This window comes from Sorangium sp. So ce834, assembly GCF_051521425.1.
Lineage (GTDB): Bacteria > Myxococcota_A > Polyangia > Polyangiales > Polyangiaceae > Sorangium > Sorangium cellulosum_D.
The window spans coordinates 12,223,916-12,243,193 of sequence record NZ_CP150351.1 but is presented as its reverse complement, the minus strand read 5'-3'; the positions used below and the strand labels follow the sequence as shown (position 1 = coordinate 12,243,193).

Here is a 19,278-nt window from a genome sequence, read left to right as displayed (position 1 = left end):
GCACGTTGCGCCGAACGAAAATCGACAGTTTCACTCCCCCATGGGGGCCGACGCGTCAAGGGCTCACGGCGCGTCGAGGGGCGCGCGGCGCGTCGAGCGGCGCGCCGCGCGCGGCGCGTCGAGCGGGGGAGCCGGCGCCTCGTCGGTCCGGACGGCGCGGCAGAAGGGGCTGCTCACCCGCCCGCCCCGGCCTGCGCGAGCAGATCGGACAGGAAGAGGCGGGCGATCGTGAAGTAGAGCAGGATCCCGAGGACGTCCACGAGGCTCGCGATGAACGGCGTGGAGCTGGTCGCCGGATCGAGGCCGAGGCGCCGGAGCAGGAGGGGGAGCATCGCGCCCACGGTGCAGCCCATGAGGACGATCGCCATCAGCGTCACGCCGATCGTCAGGACGAAGCCGGTGCCGTCGCCCCAGAGCCAGACGCGGAGCATGCCGATGACCGAGAGGATGAGGCCGAGCACGACCGCCTGTCCGAGCTCGCGGGCGAGGACGCTCGCCCAGTCGCCGACGCGCAGGTCGCCGACGGCGAGGCCGCGGATGATGAGCGACGACGACTGCGAGCCGGAGTTGCCGCCCGTCGAGATGAGCAGGGGCACGTAGTAGGCGAGCGTCGCGACGGCCTCGAGGTCGTGCTCGAAACGCCGGAGCACCTCGCCGGTCATGAACTCGCCGACGAACAGCACGGCGAGCCAGGGGGCGCGCTTCTGGATGAACGTCCAGAAGCTCGTCTTGAAGTAGCTGTCCTCGATGGGGCCGACCGCGCCGAGCCGCTGCATGTCCTCGGACTGCTCCTCGGTGAGGACATCCATCACGTCGTCGACGGTGATGACGCCGAGCAGCTTCCGGTCCGCGGAGAGCACGGGCAGCGCGCTGAAGTCGTACTTCGCCATGGTGCGCGCGACCTCTTCCTGGTCGGTCTCGGGGCTGACGGCGAAGACGTTCTCGGTCATCACGTTCGAGAGCTTCTCGGACGGCGAGGCGAGCAGCAGATCGCGCAGCGAGACGACGCCGATGAGGTGCCCGCGATCGGAGACGATGTACACGTAGTAGATGGTCTCGGCGTCCTCGCCGACGGCGCGGATGCGCTCGATCACGTCGGCGACCGTGAGGTGGATGCCCACCGACACGTAGTCGGTGGTCATGAGGCCGCCGGCGCTGTCCTCGGGCCACTTAGCGAGCTCCTCGACCTCGGCGGCGGCCTCGGGGTCGACCTTCTCCAGCGTGGAGAGCAGCGTGCCGCTGACCTGGTCGGGGAGGGCCTCGATGAGGTCGGTGCGGTCGTCGGCCGCCATCTCGGAGACGATCGGCGCGATGCTCTCGACGCCCATCTGCTCGACGAGCGCCTCCTGGGTCTCGCCGTCGAGGCGCTCGAAGATGGGCGCGGCCTCCTCGGCCTTGAGCGCCATGAGGACCTTCGCGGCCTCGGCGTCGTCCAGCAGGCCGATGAGATCGGCGAGGTCCTCGTCGTGGATCTCGTCCAGCAGCTCGGAGAGCTGCGCCGGATCTTCGGCGAGGAGCTGCCGGACCTCCGGGACCATGGCGAGGGCGACGCGCAACATGCTCGGGCACTGACCACAACTCGGCCCTGCTGGGAAGCGGCAACCCGTCCCGGCGCGGGTGGCGCGATCGAGCCAGCCGCCCCTTTTGACCGAGGTCGAGGTTTGACCGAGGTCGAGGTGCGGCGACGGCCGACCCGGGTTGAGCCGCCGTGCCACCCGTCAAGGCCGACCGAGGTTGAGGCCGCCAGGCCGACGAGGCCGACCCGACCGGCGTTGAGGTGGGGCCGACCCGACCGGGGTTGAGGTGGAGCCGACCCGACCGGGGTTGAGGTGGAGCCGACCCGACCGGGGTTGAGGTGGGGCCGACCCGACCGGGGTTGAGGTGGGGCCGACCCGACCGGGGTTGAGGTGGGGCCGACCCGACCGGGGTTGAGGTGGAGGCCGATCGATCTGCGGCTAGGTGGGACAATGTGCCCATCCAGGCGGATCGCCTACAGAGTTGGCGTTACGCAATCAAGTTGACGGCGCGACCGAGCGCGGCGATGGAGCCCCTCGAAGCGCGGCGGCGGCACCTCCTTTGCTACGGCGCCCTCAGGCGGGTCCGGGCGGGGCCGACGGGTCGAATTGACAGCATTCCGGTCGGGTCCTTAGCATCGGGCTCCCGTCGAGCCGCGGATCGCCTGCGGAAGTCGGTCATGGGCCCGCGGATGACGGGCCCGTTCAGTGGCTTGACCGCCGCGCAACTGGATCGGTGGTCGAAAGGAAAGTCCAATGATGACGCGGATTGAGCGTGAGAGGAGGCGCCCGTGGAGGGGCGCGGTGAGGCTCGCCATGGCGGGCCTCCTGGTCGCGGGCACAGGCAGCGCCTTCGGATGTCTGAACCGCCCCATCGCCACGAACGAGCCCCGCACGACGTCGACGATCGTCGAGCGGCTGACCCAGAGCTCGGTCGACAAGATCGACCTCCTCCTGGCCATCGACAACTCGGGCTCGATGGCCGACAAGCAGGACATCCTCTCCACCGCCATCCCCGACCTCGTGCAGGGCCTCGTCAACCCGCGCTGCATCCACAAGAACGGCACGCAGCCGGCCAGGACCGTCTCGTCGCCGAACGAAGACTGCCCGCCGGACTTCAAGCGCGAGTTCGAGCCGGTCAAGGACATCCACATCGGCATCATCAGCTCGAGCCTCGGCGGCCACGGCTCGGGCGCCTGCCCGGAGATGACGAGCGCCTCGAACGTGGACATGGCGCACCTCCTCGCGCGCAGCGACGAGAACTCCCACGTCAACGACCTCCCGACCTACCTCAACAAGGGCTTCCTGGCCTGGGACCCCGATCAGAAGCGCGACGAGAACGGAGAGCCGGGGAGGCCCGACCCGGAAGACGGCGAGGCGGACATCGACGGCGACTCGAACGCCGATCTCAACGACACGTCGCTCGTCGAGCAGCTCCGGGCGATGGTCAAGGGCACCGGGCAGTCCGGCTGCGGCTTCGAGGCGCAGCTCGAGAGCGTGTACCGCTTCCTCGTCGACCCGGAGCCCTACGAGCGGATCGAGATCCAGGGCGACGCCGCCGTGCCGATCGGCCTGGACGGCACCGTCATCCAGCAACGCGAAGCCTTCCTCCGGCCGAGCTCCCTCCTCGCGATCATCATGCTCAGCGACGAGAACGACTGCTCGATCCGCGAGGAGGGCCGCAACTACCTCGTCGCTGAGACCAGGAACGGCTTCCGCCTGTGGCGGCCGCGCTCCGAGTGCGCCACCGACCCGGGCAACAAGTGCTGCAGGTCGTGCAGCCAGAACCAGGATGGCTGCCCGGTCGACGAGGCCTGCACGGGCTCGGACGGCTTCCCCGCCCGGCTGAGCGCCGCGGAGGATCCGGTCAACTCCCGCTGCTGGGATCAGAAGCGCCGGTTCGGCTTCGACTTCCTCTACCCGATCGAGCGCTACCGGCGCGCCTTCACCGAGGCGCAGATCCCGAACCGCCAGGGCGATCTCGTCCCGAACCCGATCTTCAGCGACCTCGTCACGGACGACGGGGACTCCATCATCCGCGATCCCGGGCTCGTCTTCTTCGCCGGCATCGTCGGCGTGCCCTGGCAGGACATCGCGCGCCTGAACGCGGCGGGCAAGCCGGACCTCCTGCAGGGCCTCAACGAGGACGGCGAGCCGGTCGGCGGGTTCAAGAACGCGACCGAGCTCGGCTCCCCGCTGCTCGACAACGCGTTCAGCAGCACCTGGGAGCTCATCCTCGGCGACCCCGCGAAGTACCAGCCGCCGAAGGATCCCTTCATGGTCGAGTCGACGGCGCCGCGCTCGGGCTCGAACCCGATCACCGGCGACACGATCATCCAGCCGGACCAGACGGGCTGGAACACCATCAACGGCCGCGAGTACACGATCCCGCAGGGGAGCACCGGCGACCTCCAGTACGCGTGCATCTTCGATCTCCCCCAGTCGAAATCCTGCGAGGGCAACGCCCAGAGCTGCGACTGCCGGGAGCTCCAGGGCGCGCCGAACGACAACCCGCTGTGCCGGCCGGAAGCCGGGAGCAGCCAGGATGCCCCGGGGGCCAGGACGACGACGCAGATCAAGGCGAAGGCCTACCCGGGCCTCCGCGAGCTGCAGCTCATCCGCGAGCTCGGACCCCAGGGCATCGTCGGCTCGGTGTGCCCGGCGCAGCTCGACGACGACAACGCGGCCGACTACGGCTACCGGCCGGCGATCGGCGCCATCATCGATCGCCTGAAGACGGTGCTCGGCGGCCAGTGCCTGCCGCGCACCTTGACCCCCGACGACAACAAGCAGGTCTCCTGCCTGATCCTCGAGGCGCGCAACTCGCAGGGCCAGTGCGGCTGCGACCCTGCGACGGGGCGCGCCGCGGTGCCGCCGGACGCGACTCGCTTCGCCGCGGTCGAGGAGGTGCTCGCCCTCGACATCGCGAAGGTCTCCGGCTGGGACTGCGTGTGCGAGATCCAGCAGCTCAAGGAAGGTGCGGCCGAAGCGTGCAGGACCAACGTGAACGACAACGTCGAGGCCGACGGCCAGCCGGTGCACGGGTGGTGCTACGTCGATCCCTCGATCAAGGTCGGCGACCCGGCCATCGTCGCCGACTGCCCGTCGACCGAGCGGCGCAAGATCCGGTTCACGGGCAAGGGCGAAGCCCAGCAGGGCTCCACGCTGTTCATCACCTGCTCCGGCGAGTAGGCTGACGGCGGGCTGACCCGGCGCGCGGGGCCGATCGCGAGATCGCGCCCCGCGCCGCTTTTTGTGGCCCCGGACGGGCTCCGGCGCGCCGGCCGGCAGGGCCTTCGCGGGGCCCGGCGGGTTTTGTGCTAAGACCGCACTCCGTCGTGGCGGCACGCAAGAAGATCCTGATCATCGAGGACGAGCCCCACATCGTGCTGGGGCTGACGGATGCCCTCGAGTTCGAGGGCTTCTCGGTGGCGTCGGCGTCGAAGGGGAAGGACGGCGTGCTGCTCGCCCGGCAGGAGAAGCCGGACGCGATCCTGCTCGACCTCATGCTCCCCGACACCAACGGCTTCAAGGTCTGCGAGGACCTGCGCCGCTGGGACGCGTTCGTGCCGATCATCATGCTGACGGCCCGCGGCCAGGAGATCGACAAGATCCGCGGCCTCGACGCGGGCGCCGACGACTACGTGACCAAGCCGTTCAGCGTGGGCGAGCTCATCGCCCGGCTGCGCGCCCTCTTCCGCCGCGCCGCCCGGCCCGCCGAGGCGCCGGTCGAGGTGTTCACCATCGGCAACGTGCAGGTCAACATGACCGCCCACACGGTCTCGCGGGGCTCGCGGTCGGATCAGCTGTCGTTCTACGAGGTCGAGCTCCTGCGCCTCTTGCACGAGCGCCTGGGCCAGCCGGTCTCGCGCGAGGAGATCCTCCAGAAGATCTGGGGGATCGAGGCCGGGCCGTCGAACCGCACGGTCGACAACTTCATCGTCAAGCTGCGCAAGAAGATCGAGCGCTCGCCCGACAAGCCGGAGCACATCCTCACGGTGTACGGCTTCGGCTACAAGCTCGCGCCCTGACGGAGCGGCAGCACGTTGCGGAGGTCGCACGGCACCGTCACCGCGGCGTCGATGATGCGCTTCGGATCGAGATCCGAGAGCCGCGCGCCCTCGCGGAGCTGCCGCGCCTCGAGGCGCAGCCGGACGAGGCCCGGGCTGCCGGTGTCGCCAGCGTACCCGACCACGTCGCCCGCGTTGAGGCGCGCGCCCGCCACGACGCCGGGGCCGGGGCGGTCGAGGTGGCCGTGGAGCAGGACGTACCGGCGCACGCGATCCACGTCGCGCGCCTCGCGCACGTCGTGCGCCGTGGCGACCGTGATCCCGGACAGCTCGCCGACGAAGACGACCTCGGCCTTCCCCTCCTGCCCCTCGAGCCGCAGCGACACCACGCGCTCGCCCCGCGCCGCCGCGAGGTCGACCCCGCCGGCCCAGGACGGCGGCTCGGGTCGCGCGGCGCCGATGGCGGCGACGGGGCCCGCCGGAGGCGGCGCGCCCGGCTGCGCTGGAGCGCCCTCGACGAGGAGGAACCCGGGCGGCTGATCCGGCGCGCCGATCGGGAACGCGTACGCGGCGGCGCTCGCCGGACGTTCCGGGCGGCGGGGGATGTGCTCGTAGGCCTGCCCGCGCGCGCCCGCCCCGGCGGGACGCGCGCCGCCCGGGCCGGAGAGCGCCGCGGCGCCGCCCTCAGGGAGCGGCGCGCCCGGCGCCGGCAGCGGGACGCACGCGGCGCCCTCCGGCACGGTGCGGGGGCCGCAGAGCGCCGCCGCGCCCGCGGCGCCGCGCGCCGCGGCCGCCGGAGGGACGACCGCGGGCGGCGGCGGCGTGGGGTCGTCGAGGCCCCCGAGCGCAAGGACGAGGGCGGACGCCGCGGCGCCGCGCACGAGCGGGGAAGGGGAGACCGCCGCCCTCGTCGGGCGGGCTTGCGATGAGCCGGACGCGCGCATGCCATGAACGGTCTACCGCATCGCGCGCGGCTGGCGAGCGCGATGCGGTAGCGCCGGGCCGGCATGGCCGCGCCCGCCGTGGACGGGAATCCGCGGGGAACAGGCCCTTGCTGCCTGCCGGCTTGCGGAGGCGGCGCGCTGTTGATAGCTCCTCTTCGTGCAAAATCGCCAAGCTATCGAGACGACCCTGAACAAGCTGTTCGACGCGGAGCGCACGGCTCGCCGGCTCCACGACGATCTGGCGGCCATGCCCGGCGATGCGTTGCTGGACGTCCTCACGGACGCGATCGCGAGCGCGGCGCGCGAGACCGACGAGGACGAGGCGGCGCTCCGGCTGGTGCGCATCGCGTCGCTGCTCGGCGAGCACGAGGGCCCGCGCGCGCTCGACGCGCTCATCGACGTGCTCGCCTCGGAGCACCCGGAGGCGCGGCAGGCGGCGGGCGAGGAGATCGAGTCGCTCGCCTACGACCGCTTCAAGGAGGTCGCGCAGGCGATCGAGCGGGCGCTCAAGCGGCTGCCGGTCGGGTCGTCCGCGCTGCCGGAGCTGCCGTACCTCATCGCCGAGGTTCCGGAGCCGGGCGTGCCGAAGCTGCTCGGCCAGTTCCTCGGCCACAAGGATCCGGACGCGGTGGCGGCGGCGATCGAGACCCTGGTCGAGATCGGCGACCCGGCGCACGCGCCGCTGATCCAGCCGCTGATCGGCGACATGCGCACGGTCGAGCTGGCCGACGACGGCGGCGACGACGCGACGTCGGAGGTCACGATCGGTGAGCTCGCCGAAGAGGCGCTCGGCCTCCTCGCGCCCTACGACGAGGAGGAAGAGGACGGGGTCGCCTGATGATCGGCCCGCCGCTGAGCGCGGCGGACGCCGTGTTGTTCGAGCACGCGGTCGTCCCGCGCTACATCTCGTTCTTCGCCTCGCTGGCGGTGGACATGCTGCTGCCCTCCGAGGCGGCGCGCATCGCCCACCTCGGCTGTCGGAGCGGCTTCCCCGACGCGATCGTGGCCGACAAGCTGCCCGGCGCGACCCTCGTGGGGATCGACGGGTCCGCCGCCGCGCTCGATCTCGCGCGCGCCAAGGCGGCGCTGTTCTCCGGGATGAACGCGAGCTACGTGCTCGCCGACGCCCTGCCCACGCCGCTGCCGGACGCGAGCTTCACCCACGCGTTCACGCTGCACCCGGTCTGCCGCCCGAACGAGCGGGCGCAGCTCCTCGCCGAGCTGCGCCGGGTGCTGGTCCCCGGCGGCCAGGCGCTCATCGCGCTGCCGCTGCGCGGCTCGTTCCCGGAGGTGGCCGACATCGCGCGGGAGTGCGCGCTCAAGCAGGACCTGTCGGAGCTCGGCGCGGCGGTCGACGCCGCCTCCGCCAGCCGCCCGACGCTCGAGACCATCGCCGAGGAGATCGAGGACGCCGGGTTCGACGAGGTCGAGGTCGACGTCCAGCTCATCGCGGTGTCGTTCGACAGCGGGCGTGAGTTCCTCGAGGACCCCATCTCGCGGCTGATGGTGATCCCCGACGCGACGGCGATGCTCGACCTCGAGCCGCAGATCATCGACTCGATGCTCACGTACCTGCACCACGCGGTCTCGAAGTACTGGTCCGAGGGCGTCTTCGAGCTGACCGTGAACGTCGGGTGCGCGAGCGCCCGGCGGCCGCTCGGCTGACGACGGGGCCGGGGCGCCGGCGACGGGCGCGCGCGGAGGCGGCGCGGCCGGCGCTAGCGCTCGTGCCCGCCGCCGCGGAGGCCGAGCTCGTCGAGCCCGGCGAGCGCCGCGAGCGAGACCGGGTGGTACGGGGGCCGCGGCGTGATCGGCTTCTGGACGTCGCCCCCGCGCTCCTCGATGAGCCGCGCGCAGAGCGCGAGGCACCACTTGCCCTGGCACCAGCCGGTGCCGAAGCCCGTGTAGCGCTTGACGGACTCGATGTCCTTGTAGCCGCGCTCCATCGCGTCCTCGAGCTCGTGCAGGGTGACGTCCTCGCAGCGGCAGACGAGCGTCTTCATCGGAGCTAGTCGCCCTCGTACTCGCAGCGGGCGTCGCAGGTCTCGAAGACGGTGACCCGGTTCAAGGACGGCAGCGACGGCGCGAGGCGGTTCCAGATCCACCGGGCGAGCACCTCGCTCGTCGGGTTCTCCAGCCCCGGGACCTCGTTCAGGTAGTTGTGATCGAGCAGGTCGTGGAGGGGCGCCCAGGCTTCGTAGAGGTGGCTGTAATCGATGAACCACCCCGTCTCCTCGTTCACGGGGCCCCGGATCGCGACCTCGATCTTGAAGCTGTGACCGTGGAGGCGCGCGCACTTGTGCCCCTGCGGCACCTTGGGGAGGCGGTGGGCGGCCTCGAAGCGGAACTCATGCACGAGACGGACGTTCATTGGACGAGCGGTCATGGGGCGGGCGCCGTGAGGCGTCAACGCCCGGCGGCCCGCCGGAGGTGCGGCGGCCGAGGTACGGGGTTCCCTCGAGGGGCTCGAGCGGCTATACCCCGGCCATGCCGCAGAAGCCCGCAGTGAGAGCCAAGAAGAAGCGACGCGACACGAAGCGCCTGGCGAACTGGCGCGCCAAGAAGGAGCTGCAGAGCGCCCAGGGGACGCCGCCGGCCGACCCGGCCGCCGCCGCGCAGCCCAGCCGCTGAGCCGCGAGCACCGGCCCCGGCCGGTGCTCAGTTCGCTGGCTCGTCCTCTCCGTCGTCGTCCGGCGTCGGCCCGGGCAGCGGCGGCCCCTTGCGCCGCGCCGCGCGGACCGTCGCGACCTCGGCCCGGGACGGGTTGATCACCAGGAAGCCGTGGTCCGCGTCGAGGAGCGCGACGTCGCCCGGCGACGCCCACCGGAACGCGCCCGCCACATCCACGATCGACGGCACGCCGAGCAGCTGGAGGAGCACGTGCGAGCGCGGCCCGGACCGCTCGCTGAGCGCGACGCCGACGGGGTTGGCGCGGGCGGAGATCAGGAGATCGAACACGGTCAGCTGGTCGCCGACGAGGACCGCCTTCGACGGGAGCTCGGCCCGGGCGTCCGGGGTCGCCAGCATCAGGATCGCGTCGCAGAGGTCCTCGATGTCGCGGGCGCGGTCCTGCAAGAACGGGTCGCCGACGATCCCGTTGGCGGCCCGCGCCACCTCGCGGGCGACCGTCCCGAGCGCCTGCGCGACGGTGCGCCCGCCGGCCGCGAGCTCGAAGGCGCGCGCGCGCAGGCGGCCGTCGCCGATCATCAGGAGGTAGGTCGAGAGGAACGCCGCGTCCTGCGCGATCCCCCGCTCCGCCGCGCGGGCGTGGAGCTCGACGAGCGCCTTCTCGGCGATGTCGAAGGCGAGCCGCAGGAGCTTCGGATCGCCGCGGCCCCGCTGCGGGCCGAGCGACGAGCTGGCCGGCCGCCGCAGGGCCGCGAGGGCGCCGAGCGCGCGACCCGGGACCACGGGCAGCCCCGGCAGCGTGACCTTGCGCGTGCCCCCGCCGGTGCGCCGCCGCCGCTCGCGCAGCTCGTCGAGCACCTGCGCGTGGCGCGCGCCGGCCGCGATCGGCGCCGTCAGGGCCATGAGGAGCTCGACGTCCCGCGCCGTGAAGGCGCGATCCCCCGCCCGCTGCACGACCAGGGCGCCGAGCGGGCGGCCGCTGCCGAGGATCGGGGCCGCCAGGAAGACCGGGAACCGCTCCTCGCGGAGCTCCGGGAACGCGCGGTAGCGCTCGTGCTCCGTCGCCTGCACGACCGAGATCGGGCGCAAGCACTCGACCGCCATGCCCGTGATGCCCTGCCCGACCGAGAGCCGCACCGTGCCGCGCGCCTCGCGCGGGAAGCCGACGTTGCCGCGCAGCACGAGCTCGTCGCCGTCGCCCTCGAGGAGGTACAGCGACGCCACGTCGGCGCCGAGGATGGCGGCGATCCGCTGCGGCGCCTCGTCGAGGAGGAGCGACAGCGGCATCGGCTTCGCCACGAAGGCCAGGTACTCGATGACGAGATCCAGGCGCTCGTCGCGGCGCACGTGGATCCTGGCGGAGGTGACCGACGGCGGCGCGTCCTCGCCCTCGGGCACCGCCTCGCCGCCGGCCTGCGCAGCGCGGGCCGAGCTGCCGGCCGGATCGCTCGGCGCGGGGGAGCCCGCGCCCGCGTGGCGCTCGTCCGGCGGTCCACCGTCCACGAGCCCCTCCCGTGCGCCCTCCACGTCGAGCGGCGCCGCGGGCGGGCTCGCGATCGCCTCGAGCTCCGTGGGCGGGTGGGTCGCCTTCGGATCATCGGTGCGCGACGACATACGACGATCGCTATCACACACCGTCGCTCGAGCGCACCTCGCACGCGAGCGCGCCCGGATCGCGCCGCGGTCGAGGCCGCGTCTGCGGCGCGAGGCGCGCGCTGCCGGCGCGCCGTCCGCCCGCCGCCGCGCGGCCGGTCACGGAGATCAGCGCGCCCGCAGGTCCACCGGGCCATCCAGGGGCGGGCGCTGCATCCAGCCCAGCGCCGAGACCCGGGCGCGCGGGGCCGCGGCGGACACGGCGCGCGCGAGCTCGCCGCCGCCGCCGGCGCCGATCGCGGTGATCGCGCCGCGGATCGGCGCGAGCAGCGCCGGAGCCGCGCCGGCGCGGCTCGCCGCCACGTGGACGACGCGCGCCGCGGGCGGCAGCAGCAACGACCGCGGCGCCGGATCCACGCCGACCCCGTGCCCTTCGCCCTCCCAGAACGAGCCCACGGCCTCGAGGGTGGCCCGGTACATCGCCACCTCGGCGCGCGCGGCGCCGTCGAGCGGCCCGCGCGGGACGCGCGCGCCCGCGGCCGCGAGCGCCTCGTGCAGGGCGCGCGCGAGCGCCTCGGCGCGCTCGGCCGGGCCCTCCACCAGCACGAAGCGCGGCGACAGGCAGCCGCGCTGATCGAACGGCACGACGTCGTCCGCGATGTCGCGCGCCGCCTCGGCGAGGCGCGCGTCGGGGCCGACGACGGCGAGCCCGAGGCCGGCGCCGTGCCCGCGCACGAGCGCGCCGCGCCCGGCCTGGGCGCGCAGCGTCGCCACGGTCTGGTCCGAGCCGTAGACGTGCAGCTCGGCGCGCGGCGCGCTGTCGCCGGGCTCCTCGCCCGCCGCCTGCGCCCCGGCGTCCCCGAGCGCCACGTCCGCGACAAGGGCGATGGCGCCGCCGTCGCGCGCGAAGCCCTCGTCGGCCGAGAGCGCGCGCACGAGGAGCTCCGCGACGACGGGATCGCGGCGCGACGGGCGCACGAGGACCTCTGGCGCCGTCGCCGCCGCGACGGCGATGGCCCGCAGCGGCGCCGTGCAGACGTTCGCGGCGAGCACCACGTGGCAGCGGCGCGCGCGCCCCGCGGTCGCCACGAGCGCGTCGAGCTCGCCGCTGCTCGGCGCGACCTCGAGGTGGCGGCCGAGCGCGAGCTCCACGCCCTCGGGGGAGAGGCCGCTCGTGGCGGGCAGCCGCCGCCGCGCCTCCTGGCCGAGCGGGTCGCGCGCGTCCGCGATCCGCGCCGCCGCGGCGACCGCGCGCTCCACCCGGCGGCGCCGCGCCGCGCCGTCGTCCATCACGGGCCGCCGCCGAGCATCTGGTCGATCGCGATCGAGCAGCCGCGCGGCGGCGCCCCGGACGCGCGGCCCAAGAGCTCGACGCCCTCCTCGGTGACGCGCACGCGATCGGCCGTCTGGATGGCCACCGCCGAGTCGACGTTCGCGAGATCGACGATCCGCGCGAGCCCGATCTCGCCGGCGGGGAGCGGCGCGAGCGTCTCGGGGTCGACCGCGGTGACGCGCGTCCAGGGCGGCGCGAGGTAGATCCCCGGCGCGGGGCCCGGCCTGCCGGCGAGCGCCGCCGCGAGCGTGCCCTCGTAGAGCTGGCTCGAGAGCTCCGTCATGCCGTACTCGCCCACGACGTGCGAGAGGGGCACCCCGAGCGCTCGCGCGATCGACGCCCGCAGCTCCTCCGCGGGCACCTCGCGCGAGCGGCCCTTGTAGCCGCCGGTCTGCATCGCGCGGCTCCCTCCGGGCAGCAGCGCCGCGCCCTCGGGCAGCCCGGCCTCGAGCAGGTGGACGAACGCGAACGAGGTGCCGAGCACGATGGCCGGCTCGCCCGCGGCGCGCGCCTCGGCGCACGCGCGGGCGAACCCCGCGGCGTCGAGCTCGCCGCCGCGCACGTGCCAGCTCGCCGGCCCCGAGAGGCGCGCGGCGAAGCGATCGATCATGAACCCGAGCGACGAGTCCGGGACCTCGTCGAGCGGCGGCGCCAGGACGATCGCGCGCAGCCGCGCGCCGTCGGGCCACAGGAGGCGCGCGCCCCAGGCGACCGCGGCGAGCTCGTACGTCGCGGTGGTGCGGAACGGGTGCTCGCCGCGGGACGCCGCGCCGAGGGAGGTCCCGCTCGTGCGGAAGACGCGCTCGTTCGCCTCGGGCGGGTGGGCCGCGACGCGCGCGAACCGGAAGACGTCGCACGGCACCGCGGGGATCTGCGCCGCGCGCTGCATCGTGTCGACGTCCACGCCGCGCGCCTTGAAGAGGCGGGCGACCGGCGCGCACCGCGCGGCCTGGTGCCGGGCGAGGGCGATCGCGAGCGCGTCGAACGTGTCCGGGAGCGCGGCGTCCGCCGCGCCCTCGCCCTGCTGAAGCGAGGCCGCCGCCGCTCGGCCGGCGCCGGGCGACCCCGCGCTGTCCGGGAGGAGCGACGCCTCGATGAACGCCCGCGCGCGGCGGTGCAGCGCCTCGCTCTGATCGATCGATCCCACGCGACCGGGATAGCACGCGCCGCGCGCGCCTAGGACGAAAGCACGCGCGCCAGCGCGCCGGCCGCGGCCGACAGCAGCGCCTCGGGGATGGTGAGCGCCGGCGTCAGCGTCAGCGTCTCGCCGCGCACCCCGCCGGTGAGGACCAGGTAGCCCTCGGCCAGCATCCCGCGCATCGCCCGCAGCCCGAGCTCGGCGCTCTCGAGCTCCACGCCGACCATGAGCCCGGCGCCGCGCACGTCGACGACGCCCGCTCGGCCCCGCAGCGCCTCCCGGAGCGCCGCCTGGAAGCGCGCGCCCACGTCGCGCGAGCGCGCGGCCAGCTGGCCTGCGTCCAGGGCGTCGAGCGTCGCGAGCGCGGCGCTCGACGCGAGGGGCGAGCCGGAGTGCGTCGAGGTGTGGACCACCTCGGCCTCGCGCGCCCACGCGCGCATGATCGGCTCCGGCGCCACGCACGCGGAGATGGGGAGCCCGCCGCCGAGCCCCTTGCCGAAGCAGAGGATGTCCGCGGCCGCCCCGATCGCCCCGGTGCGCGTCATCGCCCCCGACCGACCGAGGCCGGTCCAGATCTCGTCCGCGATCACGAGCGCCCCGCGCCGGTGCGCCGCGTCGCAGACCGCGCCCAGGAACGCGTCGGGCGGGACGACGCAGCCGCCCCGCCCGAGGATCGGCTCGAGCAGGATCGCGCCGATCTCGCCGCCGCGCAGCGCCGCCTCGACCGCGTCGAGCGCGCGCGCCGCGCCCGCCTCGTCGCGTGGGTACGGCGCGAACGTCACGCGTGGGTTGAGCTGCTCCGCGAACGGCGACCGGTAGCTCTCGCGCAGCCCGCACGCCGCGAGCGGCGCGTACCCGAGGCCGTGGTACGCGCCCTCGAAGGCGACGAGCCCCGGCCGCCCGGTCGCGAGCGCCGCCGTCTTGATGGCCGCCGTGATCGCGTCGCTGCCGCTCTGGCCGAGCAGCGCCATCGGCGACGGCCCGGGGTGCAGCGCCGCGAGGCGCTCCAGGAGGGCGATCTTCACGTCGGCCGAGTACACGTCGCCGAGGGCGAGCGTCAGCCGCGACATCTGCTCCTCCGCCGCGCGCCGCACCGGCGCCGCCGCGTGGCCGAGCAGCAGCGCGCCGAAGCCCGCGCACAGGTCGACGTAGCGGTTGCCGTCGACGTCGCAGACGTTGGCGCCGCGCCCGTGCGACAGCACGATCGGGAGCATCTCGGCGCCGCTCTTCTGCGCCCGCGCCTCGCGGCGCCGGCCGAACGCCGGGCACTCGACGCGCTCGAGCCGCTCGAGGGCGCTCCGCGACCTTGGACCAGGCGGCGGCACCAGGATCTCGGGCAGCGCCTCGCCGCCGTCCGGGTCCAGCGCCGCCGGCAGCGGCAGCTCGCTGTTCGGCATCGTCGTTCCTCCGCCGGGATCTAGCGCGCCCGTGGCCCCGAGCTCAGGCGCAGACGCGGTTTCTCCCGCTGTTCTTCGCGTGGTAGAGGCGCTCGTCGGCGCGCTTGATGAGGTCGTTCGCGGTGCGATCGCCCTCCTGCAGCAGCGCCACGCCGACGCTGATCGTCACGCGGATGCTGTCGGCCTGGAAGACGAAGAGGTGCTCCGCGACCTTCTGCCGCAGCGTCTCGCCGAGCGCCGCGGCGCCCTCGATCGACGTCTCGGGCAGGATGATGGCGAACTCCTCGCCGCCGTACCGCGCAAAGACCTCATCGCGGCGGATGCGGCTCTGCACGATGCGCGCGACCTCCTTCAACACGAAATCGCCGGCCAGGTGGCCGTGGACGTCGTTGATGCGCTTGAAGTGGTCGATGTCGAACAGGAGGATCGCGAGGTCGCGCTCGTGGCGGCGGCCGCGGATGATCTCGCGCTCGAGCGCCTCGTAGAGGTAGCGCTTGTTGTGGATCTGCGTGAGACCATCGATGATGGTCATCCGGTAGATCTCTTCGTGGTATTGCGCCTCCACGTCGGCGCCGGACAGGAACTTGAAGATCGTCGGGCCGATCTTCACCCGGTCTCCGTTCTTCAGCACCACCTCGCGGGAGATCTGCTCATCGTTGCAGTACGTCCCGTTGGTGCTGCCATCGTCGACGACCATCCAGGCGCTCGGCCGCTGCTCGAAATGGGCGTGCCGCCGTGAAACGGAGTCGCCGTCGAGCACGATGTGGTTGTCCGCCCCCCGGCCGACCCGCGTCGGGTTGTGCTCCAGCACGAACCGCTTGCCGAGCAGCGTGGGCTCCTTCGTGTAGATCACGACCAGGCAGTCGGTCGTGTTCTTGCTGCCGCCGCCCGGTGGGGGCTGGACCACCTGCGTTACACGAGTCTTTTCGTCGAAGTCACTCACGCGCGCTCAGCCCAACCCGTCGTGCGACCTAGCCTCGACATCGTTCGAGCTCTTCCCGAGACGGAACCTACCCGGGCGCGGCTCTTCGGTCGCGATCCAACGGCTCGATATGCCCTAGCTCGCCCAGCGTCAAAGCGTACTGACATGCCCCGACTCCCGTCAAGACGGCCATCCGGGCGGAGCCGTCTTCGGTGATTCCTCCGCCTTCCCGACCCGACAGCGGCACACGTCGCCCGCCGCGCTCCGTCGTGCCCTTCCACGCTCTCGGCTTGTTCCTCGCACGCCGTCCGCCCCTCACCGTCGCTTGCTCTGCACCGCATCGCCTGTGCTCGCTGAAGCGCCTTGTGGGGCATTGTGCGCTTGTATCGCAGTGGATGCGCCGCCCCGTTCTCTCGTGCAGCTCGCGCTGCCGTCGATGCGGCTCTCTCTATGCGTTTCCCGGGCGCGCCGCCACCCGTCCGGCGAGCGGTCGAGCCGGCAGGGGAGAGAATGGTTCGCTGGAGCACGATGTGTTGGTTCGGCTGGCAAGCCCGCGTTCTGCGGGCATGAGGCTCTGTGAGTTCTGCCTCAAAACCAGGGCGCATCACAACGCTGAACTGAGCGGAACGAGCAGAGCTGAGCGGAACTGAACGGAGCCGAACGGAACCGAACGGAACCGAGCGGAACCGAACGGAACCGAACGCCGCGCGCGCCGCGGCCGCGCAGCCCGCGGCCGCCTTCCGAGCAGCGCCGGTTGGTTGACTTGGCACACGGGGTGCGTAGAGTAGACCTGCGTCGCGGCGGAGACCTTCCCCCCCCAGGTCCGCCGCGGCGTTTTTCATTTCAGGCTGCTCCGTGGCCATCTCCACCCCTGGCGCGGTCGCGTATTTCCTCCTGGGATGATTCCCGGAGCAGCGCGTTCCTCGCCAAGCAGCCATGCTCCGTCGCTGCTGGAACCGTTTGCCTCGAAAGGCATCAACAGGCCCAACCGGAGCAGGTGCCGAGAAACCGACCTCGGCTGCAAGGAGGGTATTGACGACCCGAGCCCTGCTGGGCGGGTGGAGGCCGGCGCGGGAGCCCGGCCGCCGTCGTTCACGACCGGAGCGTCGCGCGCAGCTCGCCGCCGTCGAATACCCAGAGCTCGCCCGGCCGCCCCTGGGTCCAGGTCTCGTTGACGGTGAGCGGGGTCGTCGCGACCACGGCGACGCGATCCTTCGGGGTCGTGACGGCGGAGAAGTCGACGCGGACGTCGTCGTCCGCGAGCGTCGCGACGCCGAACGGGGCTTTGCGCACGATGTAGCAGAGCCGGGTCCCGCAACGGGCGAAGAGGTGGCGCCCGTCGCCGAGCAGGAAGTTGAACGTGCCGTCCCGGCCGAGCTCGCCGCCGAGCGCCGCGACCGCCGCCCACAGCTCGCTGGGCCGGCGCGGGTAGCTGGGGAACGCGCTGCGGAGCCCCTCCAGGAGGTAGCAGAACGCGTGCTCGCTGTCGGTCGTGCCGATGGGGTTGAAGCGGCCCAGCGCGCGGCGCCGGACGCGGCGCAGCGTGCCGTTGTGCGCGAAGACCCAGTGGCGTCCCCAGAGCTCGCGCACGAATGGGTGCGTGTTGGCGAGCAGGACGTCGCCGCGGGTGCGGCGCCGGATGTGGCCGATCGCGAGCAGCGTCTTGATCGGGGTCTCGCCGAGGAACCGCGCCAGCGGGCTATCGCACGCGGGGCTCGGGTCGAGGAAGACGCGCGCGGCGCGCCCCTCGAAGAACGCGAGGCCCCACCCGTCGGCGTGCGGTCCGGTGCGGCCGCCCCGGTGCCGGAGGCCGTTGAACGAAAAGACGATGTCGGTGGGGACGTTGCACTCCATCCCGAGGAGCTCGCACATGCTCGCGGCGGCACCATATCACCCCGGGAGGGGCGAGGCGCAGCGTCAACGATCGGGCTCGCCCTGCAGCGACGCGCGCGGGATGGAGTGGACGAGATCGATCACCGCCTTGACCGTGTCGACCGGCGTCTCCGGGATGATGCCGTGGCCGAGGTTGAAGATGTGCCCCGCGCGCCCGCCGGCCTCGGCGAGCACCGCCCGCGCGCGGCGCTCGGCGACGGCGCGGGGCGCGCAGAGCAGCAGCGGATCGAGGTTGCCCTGCACGGCGCGGTCGTAGCCGATGCGCTGCCACGCCTTGTCGAGCGGCGTGCGCCAGTCGACGCCGATCACCGTGCCGCCGGCGTCGCGCTGCGCCTCGAGGAGCGCCCCGGTGTTCGTGCCGAAGTGGATGACCGGGACGCCGGTCGCCTCGAGGTCGCGGAGGATGTGGCGCACGTGCGGCTGCACGTGCTCGCGGTAGTCGTCGATCGACAGCGAGCCGACCCACGAGTCGAACAGCTGCACGGCCTGCGCGCCGGCGGCGACCTGCGCGCGCAGCAGGCGGCGGACGACCTCGGAGATCTTGCCCATGAGCGCCGACCACGCCTCGGGATCGCTCCACATCAGCTGCTTCGTGAGCCGGTAGTCGCTCGATTTGCCCCCCTCGACGAGGTAGCTCGCCATGGTGAACGGCGCGCCGGCGAAGCCGATGAGCGGCGTCTTGCCGTCCAGCTCCTTGCGGATGAGGCGCACGGCCTCGAGCACGTAACCGAGGCCCTCTTCGGGCTCGAACACGCGGAGCCGCTCGATGCCGGCCCGGTCGCGCACCGGCTCGTGGATGACCGGGCCCTCGCCCTTCGCGAACTCGAACGGCGCGCCCATCGGCTCGAGCGGCAAGAGGATGTCGGCGAAGAGGATCGCCGCGTCCATCCCGAGCCGCAGCGGCTGGAGGGTCACCTCGAGCGCGAGCTCGGGCGTCTTGCAGATCTCGAGCAGCGTGTATTTCTTCCTGAGCTCCCGGTACTCGGCCATGTACCGGCCCGCCTGGCGCATGAACCATACGGGCGTCACATCGGTCGGCTCACGCCGGCAGGCGCGCAGGAAGCGGTCGTGCATGGATGGAAAACTCCAGGATGGGCCCGAGGAGGCGCCCTCGGGGCGATCCTTCATGTCCGTTCAGCCATCCCCCGGCAATGGGTTTTTGGGAGCGCCGCGCCGTGGTTTTCCGGGAACGCCCGACCATGGATTTCTGGAAGCGCGGCGGCCGACCTCCGGGCGAGCGGGCTGAGGGGGGACCCAAGCGCTGCGTCGTCCGCCGTGTAGACTACGAATCTATGGCGCGTCCTTCCAGACCTCCCGGCTTTGACATGACGTACAGGCCCGAGAAGCGCATCGCGTTCGGGCCGCCGTTGAAGGAGCGCATCCCGGCGCTGCTTTACCTCGCCTTCGCCCTCACCGTCTCGGCGGTGATCTTCTATGGCCAGAACGCCCCTTCGAGCTCCCGGATCTTCCAGTACGTCGTGGAGGGGGATCGCCACCGGCTCGTCCCGTCGAGCGTGTGCGCCATCATCCTGTGCGTGAGCGCGCTCGCGATGGTGCTGCGGGAGCAGATGCGCGGCGTGATCGTGCACCCGGACGGGATCGAGCTGCGCGAGCTGCTCGGGTTCGGGCTGCCGCGCGTGCGGCGCTTCGCCTGGTCGCAGATCGATCGCATGTCGGTGCCCTCGGCGCAGGCGGGCGCCGGCGGCGCGGTCAAGGAAGGCAAGCCGTCGAGCAACATCCGGCTGGATCTCTGGGACGGGTCCCGCACCTGGCTGCCGGACGTGGGCGACAAGATCGCGCTGTCCGTGATGCTGGAGCGGGTCGCCCTGGCGCGGGCGATCCCGATCGAGGGGGGCACCGGGCTGATGGACGACCTCGGCAACCCCCTCCAGGACGACGGCTGACG

The 19,278-nt window shown here is 73.0% G+C and carries 17 protein-coding genes; 6 read left to right on the top strand and 11 right to left on the bottom strand.

Features of this window, described 5'->3' with window-relative positions:
* Nucleotides 1-173: 173 nt before the first annotated feature.
* Nucleotides 174-1,559, bottom strand: coding sequence for a magnesium transporter (mgtE, locus tag WMF20_RS45085; protein ID WP_129580023.1), 1,386 nt, complete (start codon nucleotides 1,557-1,559; stop codon nucleotides 174-176).
* Nucleotides 1,560-2,318: 759 nt separating this feature from the next.
* On the opposite strand from mgtE, the gene WMF20_RS45080 reads away from it, so the two are divergent.
* Together WMF20_RS45080 and WMF20_RS45075 are read left to right on the top strand one after the other, a co-directional pair.
* Complete coding sequence (locus WMF20_RS45080) at nucleotides 2,319-4,706, top strand: hypothetical protein (RefSeq protein WP_437607943.1); 2,388 nt, start codon at nucleotides 2,319-2,321, stop codon at nucleotides 4,704-4,706.
* Between the two features lie 146 nt (nucleotides 4,707-4,852).
* Nucleotides 4,853-5,545 carry a response regulator transcription factor gene (locus WMF20_RS45075; RefSeq protein WP_020741161.1) on the top strand — a complete coding sequence of 231 codons (693 nt, stop codon included), beginning with the start codon at nucleotides 4,853-4,855 and terminating at the stop codon, nucleotides 5,543-5,545.
* Here the strand turns inward: WMF20_RS45075 and WMF20_RS45070 are convergent.
* Nucleotides 5,527-6,468 carry a M23 family metallopeptidase gene (locus tag WMF20_RS45070; protein ID WP_437607942.1) on the bottom strand — a complete coding sequence of 314 codons (942 nt, stop codon included), beginning with the start codon at nucleotides 6,466-6,468 and terminating at the stop codon, nucleotides 5,527-5,529. The two genes, WMF20_RS45075 and WMF20_RS45070, sit on opposite strands and share 19 nt — an antisense overlap.
* 157 nt (nucleotides 6,469-6,625) lie before the next feature.
* Here WMF20_RS45070 and WMF20_RS45065 point away from each other — a divergent pair, with 157 nt between their 5' ends.
* Together WMF20_RS45065 and WMF20_RS45060 are read left to right on the top strand one after the other, a co-directional pair.
* Complete coding sequence (locus WMF20_RS45065; protein WP_129580019.1) at nucleotides 6,626-7,306, top strand: HEAT repeat domain-containing protein; 681 nt, start codon at nucleotides 6,626-6,628, stop codon at nucleotides 7,304-7,306.
* Nucleotides 7,306-8,133: a class I SAM-dependent methyltransferase gene (locus WMF20_RS45060; RefSeq protein ID WP_437607941.1), complete on the top strand. Its 828-nt coding sequence runs from the start codon at nucleotides 7,306-7,308 to the stop codon at nucleotides 8,131-8,133. Before WMF20_RS45065 ends, WMF20_RS45060 begins: the two co-directional genes overlap by 1 nt.
* A gap of 53 nt (nucleotides 8,134-8,186) precedes the next feature.
* On the opposite strand, the gene WMF20_RS45055 is transcribed toward WMF20_RS45060, so the two are convergent.
* Nucleotides 8,187-8,471 carry a (2Fe-2S)-binding protein gene (locus WMF20_RS45055; protein ID WP_437607940.1) on the bottom strand — a complete coding sequence of 95 codons (285 nt, stop codon included), beginning with the start codon at nucleotides 8,469-8,471 and terminating at the stop codon, nucleotides 8,187-8,189.
* A gap of 5 nt (nucleotides 8,472-8,476) precedes the next feature.
* A complete protein-coding gene (gene queD / locus WMF20_RS45050) occupies nucleotides 8,477-8,839 on the bottom strand; it encodes a 6-carboxytetrahydropterin synthase QueD (protein WP_061621487.1) in 363 nt (120 codons plus the stop codon).
* A gap of 134 nt (nucleotides 8,840-8,973) precedes the next feature.
* Here queD and WMF20_RS45045 point away from each other — a divergent pair, with 134 nt between their 5' ends.
* Nucleotides 8,974-9,099: a hypothetical protein gene (locus tag WMF20_RS45045; RefSeq protein ID WP_257792751.1), complete on the top strand. Its 126-nt coding sequence runs from the start codon at nucleotides 8,974-8,976 to the stop codon at nucleotides 9,097-9,099.
* A 27-nt stretch (nucleotides 9,100-9,126) separates the two neighbouring features.
* Here WMF20_RS45045 and WMF20_RS45040 read toward each other — a convergent pair whose 3' ends face one another.
* The 7 genes from WMF20_RS45040 to hemE all read right to left on the bottom strand — a co-directional run bounded on the left by WMF20_RS45040 (nucleotide 9,127) and on the right by hemE (nucleotide 18,446).
* Nucleotides 9,127-10,710, bottom strand: coding sequence for a GAF domain-containing protein (locus tag WMF20_RS45040; protein WP_437607939.1), 1,584 nt, complete (start codon nucleotides 10,708-10,710; stop codon nucleotides 9,127-9,129).
* 147 nt (nucleotides 10,711-10,857) lie between these two features.
* Entirely contained in the window at nucleotides 10,858-11,979 is a 1,122-nt protein-coding gene (locus WMF20_RS45035; RefSeq protein WP_437617225.1) for an acyl-CoA reductase, read from the bottom strand.
* Nucleotides 11,979-13,169 (bottom strand): acyl-protein synthetase, encoded by a 1,191-nt coding sequence (locus WMF20_RS45030; protein WP_437607938.1) that lies wholly within the window; start codon nucleotides 13,167-13,169, stop codon nucleotides 11,979-11,981. Before WMF20_RS45030 ends, WMF20_RS45035 begins: the two co-directional genes overlap by 1 nt.
* Nucleotides 13,170-13,198: 29 nt before the next feature.
* On the bottom strand, nucleotides 13,199-14,557 hold the full coding sequence (locus WMF20_RS45025; RefSeq protein WP_437607937.1) for an aspartate aminotransferase family protein: 1,359 nt from the start codon (nucleotides 14,555-14,557) through the stop codon (nucleotides 13,199-13,201).
* A 43-nt stretch (nucleotides 14,558-14,600) separates the two neighbouring features.
* Complete coding sequence (locus WMF20_RS45020) at nucleotides 14,601-15,500, bottom strand: GGDEF domain-containing protein (RefSeq protein ID WP_020741151.1); 900 nt, start codon at nucleotides 15,498-15,500, stop codon at nucleotides 14,601-14,603.
* 1,071 nt (nucleotides 15,501-16,571) lie between these two features.
* Nucleotides 16,572-17,351, bottom strand: coding sequence for a class II glutamine amidotransferase (locus tag WMF20_RS45015; RefSeq protein ID WP_129580014.1), 780 nt, complete (start codon nucleotides 17,349-17,351; stop codon nucleotides 16,572-16,574).
* 45 nt (nucleotides 17,352-17,396) lie between these two features.
* Nucleotides 17,397-18,446, bottom strand: coding sequence for a uroporphyrinogen decarboxylase (gene hemE / locus WMF20_RS45010; protein ID WP_437569626.1), 1,050 nt, complete (start codon nucleotides 18,444-18,446; stop codon nucleotides 17,397-17,399).
* Nucleotides 18,447-18,697: 251 nt separating this feature from the next.
* Here hemE and WMF20_RS45005 point away from each other — a divergent pair, with 251 nt between their 5' ends.
* Nucleotides 18,698-19,276, top strand: coding sequence for a PH domain-containing protein (locus WMF20_RS45005; protein WP_129580012.1), 579 nt, complete (start codon nucleotides 18,698-18,700; stop codon nucleotides 19,274-19,276).
* Nucleotides 19,277-19,278 lie beyond the last annotated feature (2 nt).